Origin of the sequence: Flavobacterium granuli (assembly GCF_900129705.1) — a bacterium.
Classification (GTDB): domain Bacteria; phylum Bacteroidota; class Bacteroidia; order Flavobacteriales; family Flavobacteriaceae; genus Flavobacterium; species Flavobacterium granuli.
Window position 1 is genome coordinate 620,442 of the sequence record NZ_FQWO01000001.1, and the last position, 21,713, is coordinate 642,154.

Annotated in this window: 10 protein-coding genes and 1 pseudogene; 2 read left to right on the plus strand and 9 right to left on the minus strand. The window is 34.0% G+C overall.

Annotated elements, in window-relative coordinates:
• Positions 1-19 precede the first annotated feature (19 nt).
• Positions 20-3,085, minus strand: a complete 3,066-nt coding sequence (locus BUB25_RS02660) for a SusC/RagA family TonB-linked outer membrane protein (RefSeq protein WP_072939420.1) — start codon at positions 3,083-3,085, stop codon at positions 20-22.
• A gap of 590 nt (positions 3,086-3,675) precedes the next feature.
• Positions 3,676-7,317, minus strand: a complete 3,642-nt coding sequence (locus tag BUB25_RS02665) for a two-component regulator propeller domain-containing protein (RefSeq protein ID WP_170066876.1) — start codon at positions 7,315-7,317, stop codon at positions 3,676-3,678.
• 312 nt (positions 7,318-7,629) lie between these two features.
• Between BUB25_RS02665 and BUB25_RS16865 the strand changes: the two are divergent.
• Together BUB25_RS16865 and BUB25_RS02675 are read left to right on the plus strand one after the other, a co-directional pair.
• Positions 7,630-7,761, plus strand: a pseudogene (locus BUB25_RS16865) (helix-turn-helix domain-containing protein); the annotation flags it as partial.
• 51 nt (positions 7,762-7,812) lie between these two features.
• Positions 7,813-8,076 (plus strand): hypothetical protein, encoded by a 264-nt coding sequence (locus tag BUB25_RS02675; protein ID WP_072939806.1) that lies wholly within the window; start codon positions 7,813-7,815, stop codon positions 8,074-8,076.
• A 344-nt stretch (positions 8,077-8,420) separates the two neighbouring features.
• Here the strand turns inward: BUB25_RS02675 and BUB25_RS16555 are convergent, their stop codons facing one another.
• From BUB25_RS16555 to BUB25_RS02705, 7 genes are all read right to left on the minus strand, one after another.
• Positions 8,421-8,591 carry a hypothetical protein gene (locus BUB25_RS16555; RefSeq protein ID WP_170066877.1) on the minus strand — a complete coding sequence of 57 codons (171 nt, stop codon included), beginning with the start codon at positions 8,589-8,591 and terminating at the stop codon, positions 8,421-8,423.
• A 485-nt stretch (positions 8,592-9,076) separates the two neighbouring features.
• Positions 9,077-12,076: a glycoside hydrolase domain-containing protein gene (locus BUB25_RS02680; RefSeq protein WP_211297009.1), complete on the minus strand. Its 3,000-nt coding sequence runs from the start codon at positions 12,074-12,076 to the stop codon at positions 9,077-9,079.
• 37 nt (positions 12,077-12,113) lie between these two features.
• Positions 12,114-13,940 carry a right-handed parallel beta-helix repeat-containing protein gene (locus BUB25_RS02685; RefSeq protein ID WP_170066878.1) on the minus strand — a complete coding sequence of 609 codons (1,827 nt, stop codon included), beginning with the start codon at positions 13,938-13,940 and terminating at the stop codon, positions 12,114-12,116.
• 457 nt (positions 13,941-14,397) lie between these two features.
• Complete coding sequence (locus tag BUB25_RS02690) at positions 14,398-15,201, minus strand: DUF5018-related domain-containing protein (protein WP_072939426.1); 804 nt, start codon at positions 15,199-15,201, stop codon at positions 14,398-14,400.
• Between the two features lie 27 nt (positions 15,202-15,228).
• Positions 15,229-16,878: a RagB/SusD family nutrient uptake outer membrane protein gene (locus tag BUB25_RS02695; protein ID WP_084089395.1), complete on the minus strand. Its 1,650-nt coding sequence runs from the start codon at positions 16,876-16,878 to the stop codon at positions 15,229-15,231.
• A gap of 19 nt (positions 16,879-16,897) precedes the next feature.
• A complete protein-coding gene (locus tag BUB25_RS02700) occupies positions 16,898-20,203 on the minus strand; it encodes a TonB-dependent receptor (RefSeq protein WP_170066879.1) in 3,306 nt (1,101 codons plus the stop codon).
• A 219-nt stretch (positions 20,204-20,422) separates the two neighbouring features.
• Positions 20,423-21,643 (minus strand): FecR family protein, encoded by a 1,221-nt coding sequence (locus BUB25_RS02705; protein ID WP_072939436.1) that lies wholly within the window; start codon positions 21,641-21,643, stop codon positions 20,423-20,425.
• Positions 21,644-21,713: the final 70 nt, after the last annotated feature.

Sequence of the window (21,713 nt, forward strand, 5' to 3'; positions counted from 1 at the left end):
TTTTTTTTCTTTTAAATAATTATAGTGATAATGATAATCCCATGGTTATTGTTCTGGAAACTGGATATTTACCTACATCAAGTCCTTTTCCGCCCACTTCTGGGTCAATACCACTGTAAGGTGTAATGGTAAATAAATTCTCAGCAGAAAGATAAACTCTTAAGAATGGATCTTTAACACTTGATCCCATAACACTTTTTGGAAGTGTATAGCCTAATGTTACATTTTTCAGTCTTACATAAGAAGCATCTTCTAAATACCAGCTTGATGTAGTTCCAAAGTTTTGATTATCATCTTTAGTCGAAATCCTTGGCAAATTGGTATTGGTATTTGTAGGAGTCCAAGAATCCAAAACTCTATTATCTAAGTTGTATCCTTGAAGCGATGCATTATAGGTAGTATATTTATACCCATTGAAAGCTTTTACACCAGCTACACCTTGAAAAATCATTCCTAAGTCAAAGCTTTTATAGGCAAAATTTAAATTCAGATTATACGTAACGTCAGGTAAATAACTCGCCATAAATGCACGGTCATTATTATCTATTTTACCATCATTGTTTGTGTCCTGAAATTTAAAATCTCCTGGAACGGCATTAGGCTGAATCAGCTTTCCATCTTTTTTATAAGCCTCAATTTCTGCTTGGGATTGAAATATACCCATATATGGGATTAAGTATGTTGAATATAATTCTTTTCCCACAATTGATCTGTATGGAGTTAAAATACTTCTCACATTATCAGAATGTGCTATGTAATCAATTCCACTACTATTGTATCCATCTAAGTTTATTAACTTGTTATCAAGCAAACTTGCATTAGCATTGATTGAATAAGTAAAATCTCCTGATTTAACTTTATAACCAATACCAAATTCAAAGCCTGTATTTTTCACTTCTCCACCATTTACGTCAGCTGCTATTGTACCTTGGTGTGAATCTTCTAATCCCGGAATAATCATTCCTTTAGTTGTCTTTTCAAAATAATCAGCTGTAAGAGATAATTTATTGTTAAATAAACTTGCATCTAGACCAAAGTCAAGTGATTCTGAAATTTCCCATTTTAAATTCGGGTTTGATTGTCTCCCTGCATAGGTCCCTTTGTAATCTAATTTTCCATTTTCTCCGAGAACTACGGTTGTTGTATTTAAAGGCACATCAAAAGAGTAATATCCTACCGAATTAATATTTCCTATTTGTCCCCATGAAGCTCTCAATTTCAAATCATTGATAACCGGAATTTTAAAGAACTTTTCATCTGAAATTCTCCATCCTAAAGAAGTTGATGGAAAATAATCGGCTTGATTTCCTTTAGCCAAACGAGATGTTTGATCTCTACGCATACTGACAGACAAGAAGTATTTATTACTATAATTATACATTACTCTTCCTATTGTAGAGGCTAAAGCATCTTCATAAACATCGGTTTGAGGAATTCGAATTACTGATGCATTAGATAAATATTGATTAAATGGCTCTTCATTCCCAAAACCTTCTCCTTGTTCAAAAAGATATTCATACTTAGTAAACTGAGCCGATTGAATAGCCGTTACATCTAAATGGTGATCATTAAAACTTTTAGAATAGGTTAACTGATTATCCCAAACCCAACGATTGGTATCTGCACCACTTTGGTATAAAAAATTATTTAAGTTAGTTCTCCCTAATTCAGGTATTCTTGGAGAAAAACGTTTGTATTTATCATTAGTATAGCTGTAGCCAAAATTAGATTTAAAAGAAAGTCCATCAATTATATTATAATTAAAATAAGCATTGGCATTAATAAAGCTTGTAGGGTTAGTCGTTGTTGGTCTCAATAATAACGCCACTGGGTTATAAACATCACCGTAAGCTCCTGCAAACTGAGAAAGATTTTGTGGAGTTACACCACTAAATTTCCCATCAGCATCATAAACAGGAGCTGCAGATGGCATATATAATGCATTAATAATTGCTCCTGAATAACCGCTATTAGTATCGGTACCTACAGCCTCAGTTCTAGAAAAATAGACATTTTGTCCTATTTTAATCTTGTCTGATAATTTAATATCTGTTTTTTCTCTAAAGGAAAAGCGCTCTGAAAAAGTACCTAACAAAGCACCTTCTTTTTTATTGTATCCTACCGAGGTCATGTAGTTTACATTATCTGATGCACCACTAATATTGAAATTGGCATTGTAAACTGCAGCAGTTTTGAAAATTTTGTCAACCCAATTTGTTCTTGTAATTTGTCCCCAAGGATTTTGTTGTGCATTATGTGCTGATTGTCTTGGACTACCCCCATTATCAGCGGCTTGATTGTAAACATCGGCTTGCTGTTGAGCATTTAAAGCTGTTGGCAAATTTGTAACTGATTGCAATCCGCTGTAAAAATCAAAATTGATACTTGGTTTTCCAACTTTCCCGTTTTTAGTTTCAATTACAATAACCCCGGAGGAAGCTTGTGCTCCATAAATTGCAGCCGCAGCGGCATCTTTCAAAATAGAAACCGATTTAATATCGACCGGGTTAATAGGTGGCCCATAATACGGTAAGCCATCCACAACGGTTAAAGGTTTTTCATTAGCAAAGGAACCATATCCACGAATTACGATATTACTCGTTTGCGATGGATCTCCTCCTTGTTGCATCACAGTAACACCAGCCACACTACCTTGCAAAAAGTCATTTAAGGTTGATACCGGTCTACTTGAAATACTTTCAATATTATCAACAGAAGCAATTGCTGAAGTAATATTTCTTTTTTTGGAAGAACCGTATCCTATCAAAACAACTTCGTCTAAGCTATTAACTTCGTCCTCCAAGCTAATATTAATAGTTTGATTTCCACCAAAAGGAATTTCAAGTTTTTTATATCCAATAGAGGTAAATACTAATTTTCCTTGTTTCTCTTTTACTGTAATAGCGTAATTCCCATCAAAATCGGTTGAGATGGCATTTTGTTTTTGTTCATTTACTGTAACAGTAACTCCCGGAATTGGGGATCCATCTGTTTTAGATGTTACTTTCCCTTTTATAGTCGTTTGGGCAAACGACATATAAAAGCAACCAAAACTAAATAATAGTAATAAGTAAGTCTTTTTCATTTCAATTTGTTAATTAGAAGTTCTGTTCAAAAGTATATAAAGACCCTATGTGGGAATTGGACATATCGTTCATCAAGTCGTATTATTGTATCAAATTAGGCTACTATAAAGACCTTTTAAGAGTACAAATATTTCATTTACACTGAGCTAACATTTAACTAATCCTGCTTTAATATTGCTGATGCAAAAAACAATCTGATAAAAGTGCTTTTATAAATTAAACCCAACTAAGAAGGAAGCATTTTCCTGATTATTCCTGAAAATAGAAGCCTAAAACTTGATAACAAAGTGAAGTAAATTCAATATAACACAGCGTGGTAAATACCTGAGTTGTTTTTACCACTGATTCGCTAATTTTAATAAAAAATTCCTGCAAGCAAATAGTTCTTTTTAGTGGAATTACACAAATTAGTATTTTTAAAATCTAAAAAATTAAGTTTAAAAAAAAATCTGCTACCCAAGCTATAGCGCATAGGCGAAGTAATCTGCGGTCTTTTTAAAACTCATGCGTTTGTCCTGTATAACACACTTGAATAGTAATACTAAAAGTCTTTCTTGGCTTAAGCCCAAATTTTAAAAATCTTTTTGCTTTAAACAGATTGAGTAGTATTATTCCTAAAGGTTTTAGGGCTGGTTCCAAAATGTTTTTTGAACATTCTACTAAAGTATTTAGGATCATTGAAACCACATTCAAAACTAATTTCAGAGATGTTCAGATTTTTATTTTTCAACAAAATTTCTGCCTTTTGAAGTCTAAGGCTAATGATAACATCTGAAGGAGATTGTTTTAATACTTCCTTAAAAATACGATAGCATTTTATTCTTGAAATTTCTAATTGTTCAAATAGAGCCTCTACATTAAATGAAGGGTTGTGCAATTCTTCTTTGATGATTTCTAATCCCTTCTTTATCAATTTTTCATTGGGAGATAGCACATTACAATCCTCAATCGTGAAATTGAAAAAGTCAAATTTGGGTTTATCACTACTGCTACTTTCCTTTTTATTATTTAAAAGTTTCAGAATTCTCTTTTGAATATAGGACGCACTAGCGGGCAATTGTATCACCGAATCGATTCCCATCTCGATAGTTTGCTCGTGCAAAGAATAGTCGATACGTTCCGATATGTATATGACCGGAATATTTATTCTACTATTTTCTTCATTAATCGTATTTAAAAAATCAATTAATAAATTTGTGAACGCCATATTATACAAAACCAGAACATCTATATTGACATGACGAATAGCTGAACTTAAAGCAGCCTCGTTACTCTCAAATATTAAATTATTTTCTGAATTATCAAGCAATTGTTTCACCATCGAAAAATCAGTTTCCTGACTCAGAATCAAAATATTATTTTTGTCTGCTGATAAGTGATTCTCTAGTTCTAAATGTTTCCAAAATACAGCCTCAATCCCTGCAATATTGGACTGATCTATGACGTTTATAGGTATCGCTACAACTATTTCAAAATATTCCCCTTCATTATGAGCTTTAAACGAAGCTTCCATATCTGTTATTAAAACCTGAGACGCTTTAAAATAAGGACTATATTGATTTACATTATAAAAATTATTTTTTAAAACTGTACTATTACTTCTAATACTTATTTTCAGTTTCTCCTCTTTAATTACAATATCGATTCCTATATCGCTTCCTGATTCTGAATATTTTATAATATCATTAAACATATATTGAAAGAATAATTTAAATCTAAGAACATCTATTTCTACCCATGAAATAGCATTATCAATCTTATAATTTAAATTAATTTGAACTTTTTCCAGGTTTAATTTTAATCCATTTATTAATCCTTTAATAACTGGAAATAAATAAACTGAAACCATTTTTTGATTCCCAATGTCTTTTGCAAAATCTAAATAGTTCCACTCAGAAATTAAATTAAGTAATCTTCCTGATTGTGCTAATAATTGATTTCTAACAGACTGATTATCTTGTATTTTATTTAAACTTTCTATAAGTTCATATAAAGGATCTTGAAATTCAGAAAGTACAAAAATCTTAAATTTATCAATTTCAAAATCTTGATTTTTAAGATTATGATGTATCTTTAATAATTTCTCTTTTTGAATTAGAATTTCTCTATTCTTTTCATCTAATTCTTTATTATTAACTATCAAATTATTCTTTTGTTGATTGATGATTTCAGTACGTTCTTGAATTTGCTTTTCTAGCTTTTCTTGGTACCTCAGAACACTTCTGTTTTTTTGAATCACTAGGTAAATAATCCCAATTAAAACTAAAAGGACTAAAAAAATAGAGAACCAAAATGTTCCGTAAAAAGGGCTCCTAATAGTGAGTTGTAATTTTACATCTCCTTTAGATTTTTGTTCGTATTGATTTTTTACCAAGAGTTTGTAATCGCCAGGAGGAAGATCTTTGTATTGTATAGGTGTTAGCGATTGTAGTTTTTTCCAGTCATCATCATATCCTACAAGCTTATAGAGTACATTATTATTTGAATAATCAGTAAATGAAATAGGAATGATTCCTAGTTTTAAACTATTTTTTGAATACTCTTTAACTAATCTTGTTCCATAATTTTCATCATCATCGATGGTGATTTTTAGTTTTGGAAAAGTTTTATTAAAACTCATCGAGCTGGGCTGAAAATAATTTAAACCACTAATCCCGCCAAAAAACAACATTCCTTTCTTGTCTTGATAATAAGCCCCTTCAGAGAATTCAGCTCCCTGCCAGCCTTCATGAGGATTAAAACTTGTTACTTTATAATTATTTCTATCTATAGTCGCAATTCCTTTAGTAGTGCTTACCCAGAAACTATTATTATTGAGCATTAAACCATAAACCATATGGCTTGGCAAACCCTCATTTTCTGTAATATTTTTTACAATTTGGTTCTTAGCTAAATCATAAACGCTAATCCCACCCAGTGTAGCGATCCAAAAATAATTTGTCTTACTGTCTTTGTATAAAGAGTAAACACTATTTCCTAAAATTCCATTTGCAGTTGTTATCTTTTTTATTTTACCAGTAGTCAAATCCAGTATTATCAATCCACTGTTCTCAGTACCTATTACTACTTGGTTATTATAGACTTCAACTTTTCTAATATGAATTTTATTAAACAAGGCTTGGCTTACAAAAGGCTCAAAAGCAGCTGTTTTTAAATTAAATTTAGCCAATCCTCCCCAGCAAGCTATCCACAACTGCTCTTTATGATCTTCATAAATAGAATAATTTCTCCCTACAGGAAAATGCTTTAATTTTCCCTGCTCGTATAAAGTGTATTTGCCATTTTTTATTCTAATTAAACCTGCATAAGTTCCCACCCATATTGATCCTTCAGAAGATGTAAACAAACTCCTAACTCGGTCCCAATTTGTATTTAGCTTACTCTCGGCAATAGGATATTTTTGATAACATTTAGCACTATTGCTATAGTAATACAATCCTTGATTGTAATACCCAATCCAGATAGCATTACCAGGATCTAATGTAATTGCTCTAATAGTTTCGTTCGGCAAATGAGGGTTTTTTTCTGGATGAGGAACAACAGTAGTTATTAGTTCAGACCCTTTATAACTCATACTTAACCCACCATCTTTATGGCCTAACCAAACATTTCCAAAATCATCTTGAAATAATTTTTCTATTTCATTACTGTTAAAACTATAAGGAGAATATAGATCATAGGCATAATGCTCAATGTAATTATTGTTTAGATTAGAGGCTGTATTAGGAATTATATATAGGCCATTACGCCTTGTAGCATACCAAATAGAACCGTGTGCGTCTCGTAAAACATCATTAATAATTACATCCGGATATTTTGAATACAATATCTTTTTAAGACTTCCATTAGTGTCTAGTGTTTCTGTTTGCTTTTTTTTAGTGAAATAGAATTTTCCGTCTTTAAATTGATAAAAAGCATTTTTAATTTTAATAGTTAGCTGACCTGACTCTGATAAAAATAAAGCTGATGGAGTTTCTTTAAAGAGATAATTTTTAAATTTATGATTTCCTAAATACGCACAAACGGATCGATCTGTCAGTGCCCAAATAGTGTTTTTTTTATCTTTTAATAGTTTGACAACCATATTCCCTATAATAGAATTGGATTTATCTAACTCTTCTTTATAGACGGTGAATTTATTACCATCATAAAAATTTAAACCATCCCAAGTAGCAATCCATAATCCGCCACTTTTATCACTAACAATATCAGTAACAGAATTGTTTGACAAACCTTCTGATGTCGTTAATTTTTTAAATTTAATATTCTGACTGCAAGTGATAAAATAAATAAAAAAACAAAGAACAGAAAAGCTTAATTTATACATTGATTCAAACAAAATTTAGAGAACAATATTAAAACACACATTTTATTCCATTATGAAGAGTACATTAAGGTTCTGTTATTTCTGTAAAATCTTTATAAACAAAATGCTAATAACAAAAATGGACATGCTAACTTAGCCATCACAGAAAGTTAAGAAATAATCTTAATTTTAGCCTATGAAACAAGTCCGCAAAATTTATGACAAAGCTTTAAAGAAAAAGCCGTTCAATTGAGTTATGATAGAACAAATGTATCAGAACTTGCCAGAGAGTTGGGAGTCACAGCACCACAGTTGTATATATGGCGTAAAGAGTTCGAGCAATTTAGAGAAGGAAGGAAACTACTTTAGACCGAACAAGGAGATTGCCATAGCTTTGTCTTCATACAAGTAATGCAAAAAATGGATATTGTAAAAATTAAAATCACTTCAAAAACGATAAAAGTAGAAGTCCGTAATTCCAATAACTACGTTTTTAATTTTAACACAGCCTTAGAAATTGAAAAACAAGATAAAGATGTATTATTGAAGCTATATAATGCTTTGGATCTTCTTTTTAAAAAAGAAAACACACCAGAAATTAAAAACTATATTTCGCCTAATCAGACAAACATACTTGACAAGATTTTAGCAGTTGACAATTTAGAATTAGAGAAACTAGATTAATTTTTCTCAACTGAGGAACTTCAGTGAGGAAATCGGGAAAACCCTCAAAAATCTTTTTTCTCAAAATAATTAAACAAATATAAAGCTGTATTTTGTAATTTAATAAGCTTTATATTACAAGATTCATAACCCTGAGGTCAGGGGTTCAGCTCGCGTCTTCGCTACAGCAACAAGCCCTTAAACATCAACTGTTTAAGGGCTTGTTATTGGGATCATGTCCCGAAAACATAGGCTTTAAATTTCCGGAGTGAGGTATTTTATAAATTAAGAATAAGAATTATTACCACATATAAGCAAAAAATGGTGTAAACAAAATTTAGTTCTTCGTTTACACCGTTTAAAATTTACCCAAATATTTTAATTTCCAACGCCCCTTTTTCGATTGCTGACAAAACTGTTGGATCCAAATAATACTCTTTTAGAACACCGTCCGCTGAATGGGACGACAAAATTTTAGTATCCTTATTCATTACTTGATTTACCCATGTTAAATAAGTCTTTCTAAGATTACTCAAACTAATATCTTTTTCAATTCCCGCCCTTTTTGATAATGCGTAAATGACTTCGAAAGATAGCCACTTAAAATCCGAAATTTAAGACTTCTTTTTGGGAACAATATATAATCTTCCGTATTTATTTTTTTTTATTATGTCCCATTTCTATTAATAAATCGAATAAATCATTATTTATCGGAGCATATTTATATATTTTTTCTTTCTTCTTTCTAGCTCTTATAACTTTTAAATTCTTGATTCGAAAAAACTTTGTTCCGTTAGTTGATACAAAAATATCACTCCAGCGTAAATTTACAATTTCTTCATGTATACTTTAGCAACAGTCTTATTTGTAAAAATAATCTTTAGAAAACACTCTTGTTTTTTACCGCTAATTATATCTACAAATTCTTTTTTCAGGTTTGGCAGGCAATCGTAGGATACGCACTGCTGTTCCAATCCCCCTCTTTTTTAAAACTCCTTTTCTTTTCAAAAATTGAATTGAACTATTTTGATGGCTCAATAAGAATCAGCCAGCCTTTAGTTGGTTCGACAGTAATGACCTCATTAATTCCATATTTTTTTGAAGTCTGAAATCCTGCAATTTCAGGAGCGCTTAAGGTTACTTTTTCTGGATTAATACCAAGAGCTTTCCAATCAATTACCAATTTAACATCTGTTTTTGATGATGCCCATGATGCTAAAGCAATTAATACCTTCCCATTTTTTACATAAGCTGTAGCTAACACATTTGGATTGTCTGTTTTAACAGGACATAAAGCATCCCAATAGCCCATCATCTTTGCGTCGGCAATGCCAAACGAATCCCAAACTTTCCAGATTTCGCGTGGATCGCAGTTTACTCCTTCAGTATACCAAGGATAACGAACTGTCATCCCATAAACCATACCTCGCCAAGGATTACCGCCACCGTGGAGCATATCTCCCATTAAACCAAAAGGAATTCCCGACACTTCAACCATCCAGTTTTCCGGAGTCATTTTATCATATATGAAACTTTCTCCAAACCAAAGCTTGTTTATAAAAGGAAAATATTCAGCATATTGAATAGCTGGCCCTCTTGAAAAACCTGTATTGGAATGCAAATCGAGGAGACATCCCGGCTTAGCGGCATCCATAACCTTTCGCATGCGTTTCAACATCGAACGATCAAAGGAAACATCGTCCAGATATAATCCATCAATATCCACATTTTTTACCAGCCAATTTAAACCTTCGATATAATAGTTATACCATCTTGATTGTCCACTTGTGATTACTGCTGCATCGCAAGCTTCATAGCCCGCAATAGGTGTAAACCATTGAACATTGTAATTATCAACATAATGTTCTTGAAGCCAAGGATAACCACCCCCCGAGCCTTCTCCCAAAATTTCGTTTCCTAAGCTACGCAAAGCCCAGATTTCAGCAACCTGATTAGTCAACTCTCGAATGGTATAATAAATCTTGACTTTCAGTCCGTTTTCGTGCCACTTTTTCACAAAGTTTTTCATGGTATCAACAGCCACAAATGGATAATTTATATAGGGATTGACGGGATTGGCATGATGCACATTAGTCACTTTAATTCCTGACTTTAAATCTTCCATTTTTGGTGCAGGAAGATTGCCATTATGATAATATCGGTTTGTGAATTGATCATTGGTATTAAGCTCTTTCACCGGAGTTATCAATATAGCAAATTCAAAATTCAATTCTTGATTGGCTGCTAATTGATATTCGCCTGAATAAGAAGTGGTAACTATTTCATTTGCTGATGAGCTGATTTTAAATCCCCCTTTATTCTGGTTATACCAGCTAGCCGGAGGTTCAGGATGATACAAATTCAATAATGGACCACTATAGGATGCTCCTCGCATTTCGCAATGAAATCCAGCATTTACAATACCTATCCAATAACTGTCCTGAGGTCCCTTCCATTTCCAATCATAATTTTCAGGGCAATAACGACCGTCTAATCCCATTCCCATAAAATATTGAGCAATCTTCTTTTTCACAGGCATTTCTAAGCGAACATTTTTGATGTGTATATCTTTCAATGCCTTAACCTTGATTGCATATCCTATATGTCCATCAAATTCCATGGTCCCATTGATCGTTAATGCCACATTTGTACTTGAAGCTTCGGCCAGCCAAGAAACCACACCATCAGATTTTTTTGTAAAATGCATCGACTTTGCCAGAAGTTTTTCGATTCCATTATCAGTTTCTACAATAAATTGCATCGGATTATTCAAAACAGGATTCTCCTTACTAATCATAGTATCGATCAAACCCAAGTCGTTCAAACGAATACTACGCATTAAACAGCTTATTGTTTTGTCCTTTACAGTCAATGGCTTATAGGGAGCCACAACATCATCATTGATTCCCAATGTAGAATTTAACCAACGAAGCCTGGAATGTCTCCAAGGCTCACTATCTCCTCGATCTGCCAAAACATCCTCTTCAATTTGAAGGCTAACTGTAACTTTTTGTGGCTTTTCATTTTCGGGTTGAATGGTTACATCCACTAAAAATTCTCCAGTAGGAGTATCTTCCGGAATATCAATACCAAACCACAATGCTTGCACTTTCCCTTTTGGCACATCTACTCGCTTCGCGAAAGGTTTCCCTTCAGAGTCTATTCCTCCCAGATTAAAACAGATTATTTTATCCTGATAATTACTATATGAAACTTTCAGGTTTTCCAGCTTTTCTTTGGCAGCAAAAACTCCTATTTGAAAAGCGTAATACTCATTACGTTTAGCCGTTCCCTTAAATTGACTGCTTGGCTTATTTTGTATCCAACGTTGAGGCAAATCACCAGTCATACGAATTGGATATTTGCGATCTTCAGGAAACAACAAATAATTCGCATTGCCTGAATTTGTCAATTGATTGACTTCAGAGGATGTAGCGCATACTTCCATTGGATAAAAACTATCAAACTCGGTTCTGGATTGGAACTGAATTAATTTGGCTTCTACTAATTTACTTTTACTTAAATTGAAAGGATGCGAAATATCGTTCTTTGCAACCCAAGTCTGTTCGGGAGCTATTTCGGGTTTTAAATAATCGCCTTCAAAAGAGCCATTTCCTTTTTTGCCTTTAAAAGGCATATAATAAACAAAATAAGTCCCTGCACCACTTTCTGGTTCAAAAACGAACTCTCCTGACTCCCTATTGATATCAATTCGGTAAATATTTTTCATTTCATTACCCTGCTTATCTGTAACTATCAATCGTTTTTGATCAGAATTAACATCCCTTCTTCTCCATGGCAATAATACATGGACAGCTTTTCCTACGGAATTTACGGCAATTTCTGCCCTGTGGTTTCCCAAATCCTGATTCCAAAGGGAATTAGCGACATTATAGGGAATATTTTGAACTTTTTTTACTTGTTTTATTTTGCCATTCAATTGCTTCGGATTCTGTGCTGAAGCAGCGGAACAGAATACAAAAAGTACCAAAACTAAACTTATGATTTTAAAATTTTTCATCGTTTATATTAATAATTTTTATGCAGCTATTATTTACTTATTTTATTTTTTTAGTGTCTGACTTCAGTTCCTTTTTTGACATTTGGTCTAAGGTGATTTTTGGTTCCCAAGTTGTATTGAACTTGTTTTTTTGAACGACCACGTTTTTGCAGGCAGTTAATCTAAGTGTCGATTCATTTGTCCCGGCATTCAGAAAACTGGATTGATTTATGGTATTATTGCTAAATACCAGTCCATTAGTAGAACGCGCCGACAAAATGGGGCGATCGTAGACTTTAAAAGTGTTATTCTCTATGCGAATATTTCTATGCACATAATACCCATTTACCAATTGATGGTTTTCTGGAGCAATCGCTATTACATAATTATCAGGTGCCGAATTATAGGCACATTCTTCAAACATATTGTTTCGAATGCTTACGTCCTGCACAGCTCCGGATTCGTACCAACTTGATGCGTCATTTGCTATCAGAATGGCATGCATGCCCGTGCGGTAAAAAATATTGTTCTCAACTAAAATTTTTCGGCGGGTTGTCAATAGTAACCCTCTGGTGTTGGTTCTTTCAAAGCGGGAATTCCGTATGGTCACTTCAGGAGTCCAGGTGATATTTTCGATGCAATCCCCCACTTTCAGGTTTTCTGGCAATTCCCCATCCAATTCCAATTCCATTTCGCGTTTGTTTACCAATTTTGCATCCTTAAGTTTGGCATAAGCTATCGGCATAAGCGTTTGCGGATTTACAAAAGCAATACTGTCTTTTGCAAAAAAAGCTTCAAATCCATAGGTCTGATGGTGCATAAAACGAACTGTTATTTTTTTGTCCTTAGTAACAGCCATGATCTTCATATGAGTTCCATGAACATTGATTGGGTCATCGTGCGAGCCCGAAGTAAAACAACTGTCAATCATTATTTTGCCTTTACACCCAGAAAAATGGAAGCAATCTGCAAATGAACCGATGATCCGTCTGGAATTTTTCTGGGGGGCAGCCACCACTTTTAGCAGCGAAATATTTTCGGTAAATTGAGAAACGATTCCCAACCCATGCATAAAGTGCATTTTCACATTCTCGAGCTGAATATCTTTACTCAAGCTAATGAAACCTCCGCAGTTATCGCGATACGGATCGCGTACGGTTAAAATATCTCCGGGATGAAAACTAGATTTTGAAAAATCTCCTTGAAAAGTTACATGCAAAGAACTGGTTTGTACCGCCCTACCTTTGCTAAATGGTTCAAAGGAATTATACTTCATCAGGCTTTTATCGGCCTCAAAAAGGATGGCATGATAGGATTTGCTTTTCCACCCTTCCCCATAAAAACCAATCTGACCATTATCAATAAAATATCTTGAATCAGGATGAATTATTGTTTCAATTGAATCAGGAGATACTGAACTAATGGTTAATTCCGAAATTGTTGGGCGTTCATAATCGAATCTGATATTTTTTAAACAAACATTTTCGCTGTTCAAAATAGCAAATGAGACCATTTTGCCGTGGAGAACCACCAAAGTATTGTTGCCTTCTATGGTTAGGTTTTTAAAGTTTTCGAATAAAAATCCGATATTTTTCACCTTTGATAAAGTGTCATCCTCGGTTGAGTTGGAAATATAAAGTTCGCGTTTATTTGCGCCTTCCGGCCATAAGTCGATACGACCTCCCGGCAATAATAAAGTAGCATTTGTCTTGCCTTTACAAAATTCAATAGCTTTTTTAACGCCTTCACTTGCATTTTCAAAACTATTTGATTTAACTCCAAAATCGGATAATCGGACAATATTAGTCTGTTGTGCATATATTCCTGATTGGATTGCAAACAACGTTAATAAAGCAATAAAAATTGATTTAAATGTCTGAAACATGGTGGTTTTCATTTTATATTTTGGTTTATTTACTTATCTGAATTTGTTTTCTTTTTTTTTTGGTTTTAATCTCTTTAGGTTTAATTCCTCGAAGTAGAGCTTCGAATAAAAAAATCGCATACTATTATACTTAAAAATCAACCCATAACAATTATTTTCACATTCTAAAAAAAAAATAAAATTTAAAAACAGACTAGTTGTTAAAAAAAACTAGTCCTATTGATTTTAAAAACCACATCGAGATTAATATTCATTTAAACGTTTAGTTCTAAATTTATTAAAAAAAGGCATCGTAAGAACTAAATCTCACGACACCTTTCTCTACCAAAAACCAAACTTAAATTTAAATGCGAACTTGTTATGAATATCCTAACAAATTCAATTCGTTATAAGAGTTTAAATTATCCCATCCTATTTTAGGTAAAATAATATGATGGGACTTTATTTGATTATTCTATTACTTTAAAACCAGTTGAGTATCGAACTTCCTTAAAGCAGAAGTAGTGTATTGATAATGCAAATCAAATGTTTTTGTTGCAGGATTGTATGTTGATGGTACACCAGCCTGCGGTGTAATGACAACCGAGGCAGTAGGCTCGCTCATAATCGTTACTGTATTGTCTGCATTAACTTTAATTTGATACAAAATTGCCGGGTTATTGAAAACCGATGTTCCGGCCTGAGCAAGAAGGGTGTTTGTATTAACAGATGAAAGATAAATTTCTCCAGTAAGTATATCCGCTGGACCTGCACCTCGAATCAAGGTACCTGATTCTTTATAAGTTCCTTCATACTCGTTAATAATAGGAAGAGGATTCACCTTAATTGTCCATATTTTTGATGTTTTGCCATCTGCTGCCGTTACCATATATCTGCGCTCTTTCGTAAAGTCACCTGGTGCACCAAAAGCAGATGCCCCTTCCAAAGGCACTATTTTAGCGGCTGGAGATAATTTAGTATAAGCTACAATCTTTTCAAGACTTACATTCCTACGCTCATTTTGTGTAAAAGTAGAAGTTGGAGCCGGAATTGTAGGAGTAGCTGTGATAGTAGCTGTTGCAGCATCAATATTTACAGTTGCCCCAAGTGTTACAACTTCCATATGCTGAACTCCGTTTGCATTTGTTACCAAAAACCTATGCTCTAAGTTAAAGTTTGTAATTTCGGCCTCATTATAAACTGGAAGTTCATCTAATCCTGAACTTACGCATGACGTCAAAGCCAGCAATAAAACAGAACATATATATAGTATTTTTTTCATATTCTTAAATTTTAAAATGGTTATAAATTATTCCCAACCTGGATTTTGTTTCAGTTTGTCATTCTCTCTAATTTGACTGTTAGGTATAGGAAAGAATAATCTTTTTGGAAACTCAAACTTCATTGTTTCTGCATAAATACTCTCAACCACGTTGACAGTGCCATCTGCTAACATATCCATGGCATGAGGTTTATATCCATTAAGTTGAGGTATAGAAGTAGCATTTTCAGCTCTTGCCCAACGAATCAATGACCAATAACGATCGTCTTCTTGTGTCATTTCTACATGGCGCTCAATTTTGTAAAACTTCCAAAAATCAGCATCATCCGAGTTCGCAGCTAATGCAGGTAATCCACCATGAACAGTACGTGTCTTGTTCATGTATTCGATGGCTTTTGCTATATTTCCTTTACGACCATAAGCTTCCGCCTTGTTTAGATACACCTCTCCGAGTCTGAAAATAGGTTCAGCCCATGATACTGGATAATCAAAAAAGAAAAATTGGTCTTCATACATCCATTTACGAAACATATATCCTGATTTTGGCACTCCCCAATCACTAACCGGGTTTGATGTCCAGTGTGCATTCCCTCCTTGACGGAATGTAAAGATTGATTTAGAATATTTGGCTCCGTCTCTTACAATTGATTGCTCAAAACGATCGTCACGGTTTTGCCAAATAGCTCCCGATTTGTCTCCCTGAAATTCAATTCCATTCTTTTTTACTGCAGTTCCGCCAACTTTAAACAGATAATCATCTACTAACTCTTGTGAGGGCCAACGCAAAGGCCAAGCTTCAAATAAGTCTGTTGGGTCAAATTGAGGAATAGCAGTAGGTTTTAATTTTGGGCCATTACCTCCATTAAGCAGGTTTCTAAACATGCGAGTATCAATAAAATTCATATGGTCTTTATCTGCATAATAAACAAATATAACCTCTGGGGAAGAAGTTGTACCGGCAAAACTGTTAAACATGTTTTTATAAACAGGATCTAATGAAAAACCCATATTTTCAACCGCATCTGCTGCTGCAATTACCTTGTCATAGTCTCCAATTTGTAATGCGGCCATACTCAAGAAAGCTTGAGCCGCAGCTTTAGTTAGTCTCCCTTTCGCTGCAGTAGCAGGAAGATCCGGTATAGCTGCTTCTATATCGCCAATTATAAAGTCATAAGTTGCGCGCTCTGTAGCTCTGGGTAATTTTAAATCTTCATCCGGTTTTAAAACTCTATCAACCAACATTACACCACCAAAACGTCTTGCCATCCAGTAGTAGGTCATTCCACGCAACATTTTTGCTTCGGCTATTAATTGTTTTTTTACACCTGCGTCAATAACTGTTGACTCCTCCAATTTGCTAATGGCCAAACAACACTTGCGAATGGTGCCATATTGATTCCACCCAAAATCTGCTGTGTTTTCAAAAGCACCGCGTTGAATGCTGCGCTCTCCGTCATTGTTGGGTATAATTTCATCAGTCCAGTCATCGGTATTCTGATTTGCATATAATCTTCTAACTACATCCCCATAAATATTAAAAACAAAACCTTCGGCCAAAGAACCATCAGACCAAACATTAGCTTCTGAAAATTTATCAAGAGGAAGTTTGTCTAAAACCTCATCTTCACAACTTGCAAACATTGCGCAAATGACTGCTATAATATATATTTTTTTCATCTTTTTAGTTTATATGTTATTAAAAGGTTGTTCTTAAACCTATGTTAAATGTTTTGCCTATCGGATATCCGTAATTATTGTCGCTACTGGTCTCTGGATCCAAATAAAATTTGTTTAATGGTGAAATGGTAAACAAGTTGGTTCCACTAAACGATAGTGCGCAATTTGATATCCCTTTGTAGTCTTTCAAAAAGAAGTTTTTTAGATCATAACTCAGAGACAAACTTTTTAAACGCAAATACCAAGCATCTTTTAACCAAAAATCAGATCCGGCAATGTTATTGCTACCATTTACACTGTCAAAAGAACTGGCACGAGGAAACAAAGCGTCAGTATTATCTGGAGTCCAACTATCTGTTTGAATCACATAATTTTTCTGATTAATACCATTTCTATAAATATCTCCTAAATACATTTGACGGTTACTCGTTCCTTGAAACAAAACTGCAAGACTAAATCCTTTATATTCAGCATTCAAATTTGCCCCATAAGTAATATGCGGAAAACTACTTTTCCCGATATGCACCTGATCATCACCATCTAAACGACCATCACCATTAAAATCCTGGTATACAATATCTCCCAAATACATTTGTGTTGCGCCTAAACGACGTGGACTATTAATCATTTGATCATAACTTTGATATAATCCTTGACTGATATAACCATTTGTGTAATAATCTACTTGATGTGTGCTTCGTTTATATGGGTTTTTTAAATCTGTAAGACTTTCGTTTGCATTTTTCTCCCATAATTGATCATAATACGAAACGTTACCCCCAATATTCAATTTTACGTCATCGATATTGGTTTTATAGTTCAACCCCAATTCAACTCCACCACGACGAAAAGCAGAGTCTGTATTTATTTGCGGCAACCCTTGCCCTAACGGAGTAGTATAAATAGATGCCGGGCTTCCTAAATACCCTGTAGTCCGGTAATAAAACGCATCAAATGATCCTGTCAATTTATTATTCATAAACCCAAAATCTACCCCAACATTCTTAGATTCGGTTGTGGTCCATGTGGCAGCATCATTACTAGGGGTCAAGCCTCCTTCACTAAATCCGGTAACATATTCCCCTCCGATATAGTAATTGTTATTTTGTAAATTATACACTGATAAATAACTAAAACGACCGAATGCTGATCCTATTTTACCTATTGAAGCACGGAATTTCAAAGAGCTCAAACCTACGACCTCCATTAAAGGTTTAATAAATTCCTCACGGTCAACATTCCAACCCAGTGATACAGAAGGGAACAAAGCAAATTTAGCTCCTGGAGCAAAACCATCATATCCGTCATAACGAAAATTAGCTTCAAGAACATATTTAGAATTAAAATCATATTTTAAACGCCCAATATAGCCTATAGATCCACTTTCATAGCCGTTCCCGTTATTGTCTTTTCCTACACTTGAACCAGCAAAAAGTTGATCTACTGCAGGTGATGAAAAATCCCTTCTTGAGGCACTAAAATTATCCCCGTTCGCTTCATTTTGTACATACACCCCTGTTAATTCAACTGTATGCTTATCAAAAAAAGTGTTTTTGTAATCAATCTGTGCTTCCAAATTGTAGCTAAGAGATCTAGCTGTTGATTGATTAATATTAGCTTTTCCAGAATTTTCCAGAAGATTTGCCCACGTATAGGAAGGTGCAGCATTACGTTGATTAGCACTAAAATATTTGTAAAAGCTGCTATCATAAACATAATTCCCTCTTGTAGACAATTTCAATCCTTTAACTCCTTTTACATCCCATCCCAAAGACAAACCTCCTTTGACAAAATTGACTTCATCATTTTGATATCCCGCCCTATCATCAGCTTCAGATAATGGATTTTCTTGCCCGTAATAATTTCCTTCAGGATTGTAAAAAGGATCTCCAGGGTTCCAGTTTCTTACATGACTTAATATATTAGAAGAACCTCTTGGCGGGGTTACTTTCAAACTATGTTGCAATGTCATATTCCCTTCTACCAACAATCCGATATCCTCAAATTTATGAGAAATATTTGAACGATAGGCATACCTTTTGAATCCCAAATCAGATCCTGTTTTAAAGATACCATCTTGACTAAAATAATCCAGTGACATGAAAATACGTGTATTATTTACGGTTCCGTTCATAGATAAATTATGCGCCAATTGAGCTGATGATGGTTTGATCAGCTCCTTATAAGCGTTCGTATTTGGATGTGCAATTGGATCAAGATTATTTTTAAGAATATTAAGCATCTCAGCATCATATACAGCCGGTAAGCCATCATTAAAATAAACTTTATTTTTATAAATTGCTTTTTCATAAGCCGTTAAATACTTTGGTTCTAAACTTGGCGTTACAAAAGCATAATTCCCACTATATGAAAATTTTATCTTCTGATTATCTCCTCTTTTTGTGGTGACAAGTACAACTCCATTAGCAGCATCAAAACCGTAAAGAGCCGTGGCGGCCGCATCCTTAAGAATAGAAACATTCTCTATATCACTTGCTGCAATTCTTGAAAACTCTCCTTTTGAAGCCTTCATCCCATCTACATAATAGGCAGGCTCACCACCTCCACGAATTGAAATTGAAGCAAGAGATCCATATTCTCCACCACTTTCCTGAACAAATAAACCAGCTGCACGACCAGCTAATCCATTAACGACCGATGTATAAGGCGCATTTGCTATTTCTTTGGTATCAATGGTTGCTATAGCACTCACCAATTTCTTTTTGGATGATTTACCATAAGCCACATTAATTACCACGTCTTCCAAATTTTGTCCTTCTTCTTTCAAAACAATGATAAGGGGATTCTTTCCAATTATCACTTCTTGTGATTCCATACCAACAAAAGAAACCACTAACTTGGTAACATTATTAGATACATTAATAGAGAAATTACCGTCTGCATCCGTCTGCACCGCAACAGTACTTCCTTTGGCAAGTACATTAGCTCCAGGAATGGGTTCCCCCTTTTCATTGGTGACTGTACCTTTAATAATTATCTGTAGCACTTCCAATTTTACAGCAGGAAGCTCTTTTTTTGTAGCCAAAAAAACTGTTTTATCAACAATATTCCAGCTAATAGCTTCGTTTGCAAAAGCACTTTTTAATGCGGTTTCTATAGAGGCATTTTGAAGGTTAAGATTCACGGGTTGAAAATCATTAAGAATTTCCCTTTCGTAAAAAAACACATAATCGGTTTGTGCTTTAAGTACAGATAGTACTTTTCGGGCACTTAAATTGCTTCCCTTGAAAGTAACATTCTGCGAACTGACAGATGCCGACATTTGAAATGCCAAACTAATAAATAGTACGGATGTTAGTCTCATAATTTGTTTTGTTTTTGAACTAAGCCGTGGTTTCGTGGGCTTGTTACTTTGTAAAAATAATTTCATACTTTTGTAATGGTTTTGGTTAATAATAAATTTGTGTACTCTGCGTGTATCTGTTTATCTTCCAATGCTGTTCTTTTTTAGAACCTACCAGCAATGTTGTCGCATTGCTGGTTTTTTGAATTACAAACATTTTTTTGTCAATAAAATGTACTTTTAATGCAATACTTTTATTGTTTTTCCTTCAATTTCAAAATGAATATCATTGCTTTTTTCTAATGTTTTCAATAGGACAGAAAGTTGCAAATCTCTTTGAATTTCTCCTTCAAAAAATCGTCTAGGTATCCCTTTTTCATAAATTACGGTTACATCATACCAACGACTAATCTCTTTTAATACCATTTGAATGCTTGCATTTTGAAAATAAAAAGTACCATTCTTCCAAGCCATAATCGCTTGCAAATTTACATCTGAAACAATTTTCAAAGTACCGGTATTGGATGCCTGACCTTGTTCGCCAGGTTTTAGGAATACCTTTTTGCCGTTTTTGCTAAGCTGTACACTTCCTTCTAACAAGGTTGTTTTTATATTGTCTTCGTCTTGATAAGCATTTATATTGAAATGGGTTCCTAGTACTTTTACTTCAATGTCATTGGCAAATACTCTAAACGGGCGCTTAGGATCTTTACTAACTTCAAAGTAAGCTTCGCCTGTAATCACAACTTTTCGTTCTTTGCTAATGAAGGCAGTTGGAAAAGTAATGGATGAAGCAGCATTAAGCCATACTTTGGTTCCATCTGCAAGAATTAAATTATAGCGATGGGCTCTAGGTGTAGTCAATGTATTTAGTTCTTCTTGAGCATTGCTACCTTGGGTGTAAACTAGTTCATCTTTTTTCTTAATTACTACCGTGTTTTTTTGGTTTGCCAATTTCCCACTACTTAGGTTATCCAGCACTACCTTAGAGCCGTTGCCCAAGGTTAAAATGGCTCCTGTTACTCCCGGTTTTACATCGCTTTTGATAGCTATGGTTTTTGGTATCAATGGAGTGATAGTCTTGTCGTTTAAAAAATAAAATAATGAACTGGCACTTATTACAATTATAACCGATGCCGCTATTGCTTTCCATTGCGGAAATAATAAATAAACGCTTTTCTTTTTTTTAGGTGCAGGAAAAGAGTTCTGGTGGGCAATTTTTAAATTCTTCCAAATTTTTTCTATATCCTTTGGCTTCGCGGTTTTTGTAGTTGTTTTTAAGTTCAAAATAGCAAATCGAGCCTCAGCTGCTGTATTTTGAAGTGTGGGGTTAGTCTCTAATTCTGCCATCCAATAGGCATCAGAATTTGCTGTTGGATTTTGTACCCAAGAAACAAAATTTTCGTCCAAAACGAAATCTATGACAGTATAAGTTATGTATTTATTTTTGGCTTGTTCCATAATGAGTTTAAATTCCTTTTTATAGATAAAGACAGAAGTAGGTGATTTTATCCCTACGTATTTTATTTTT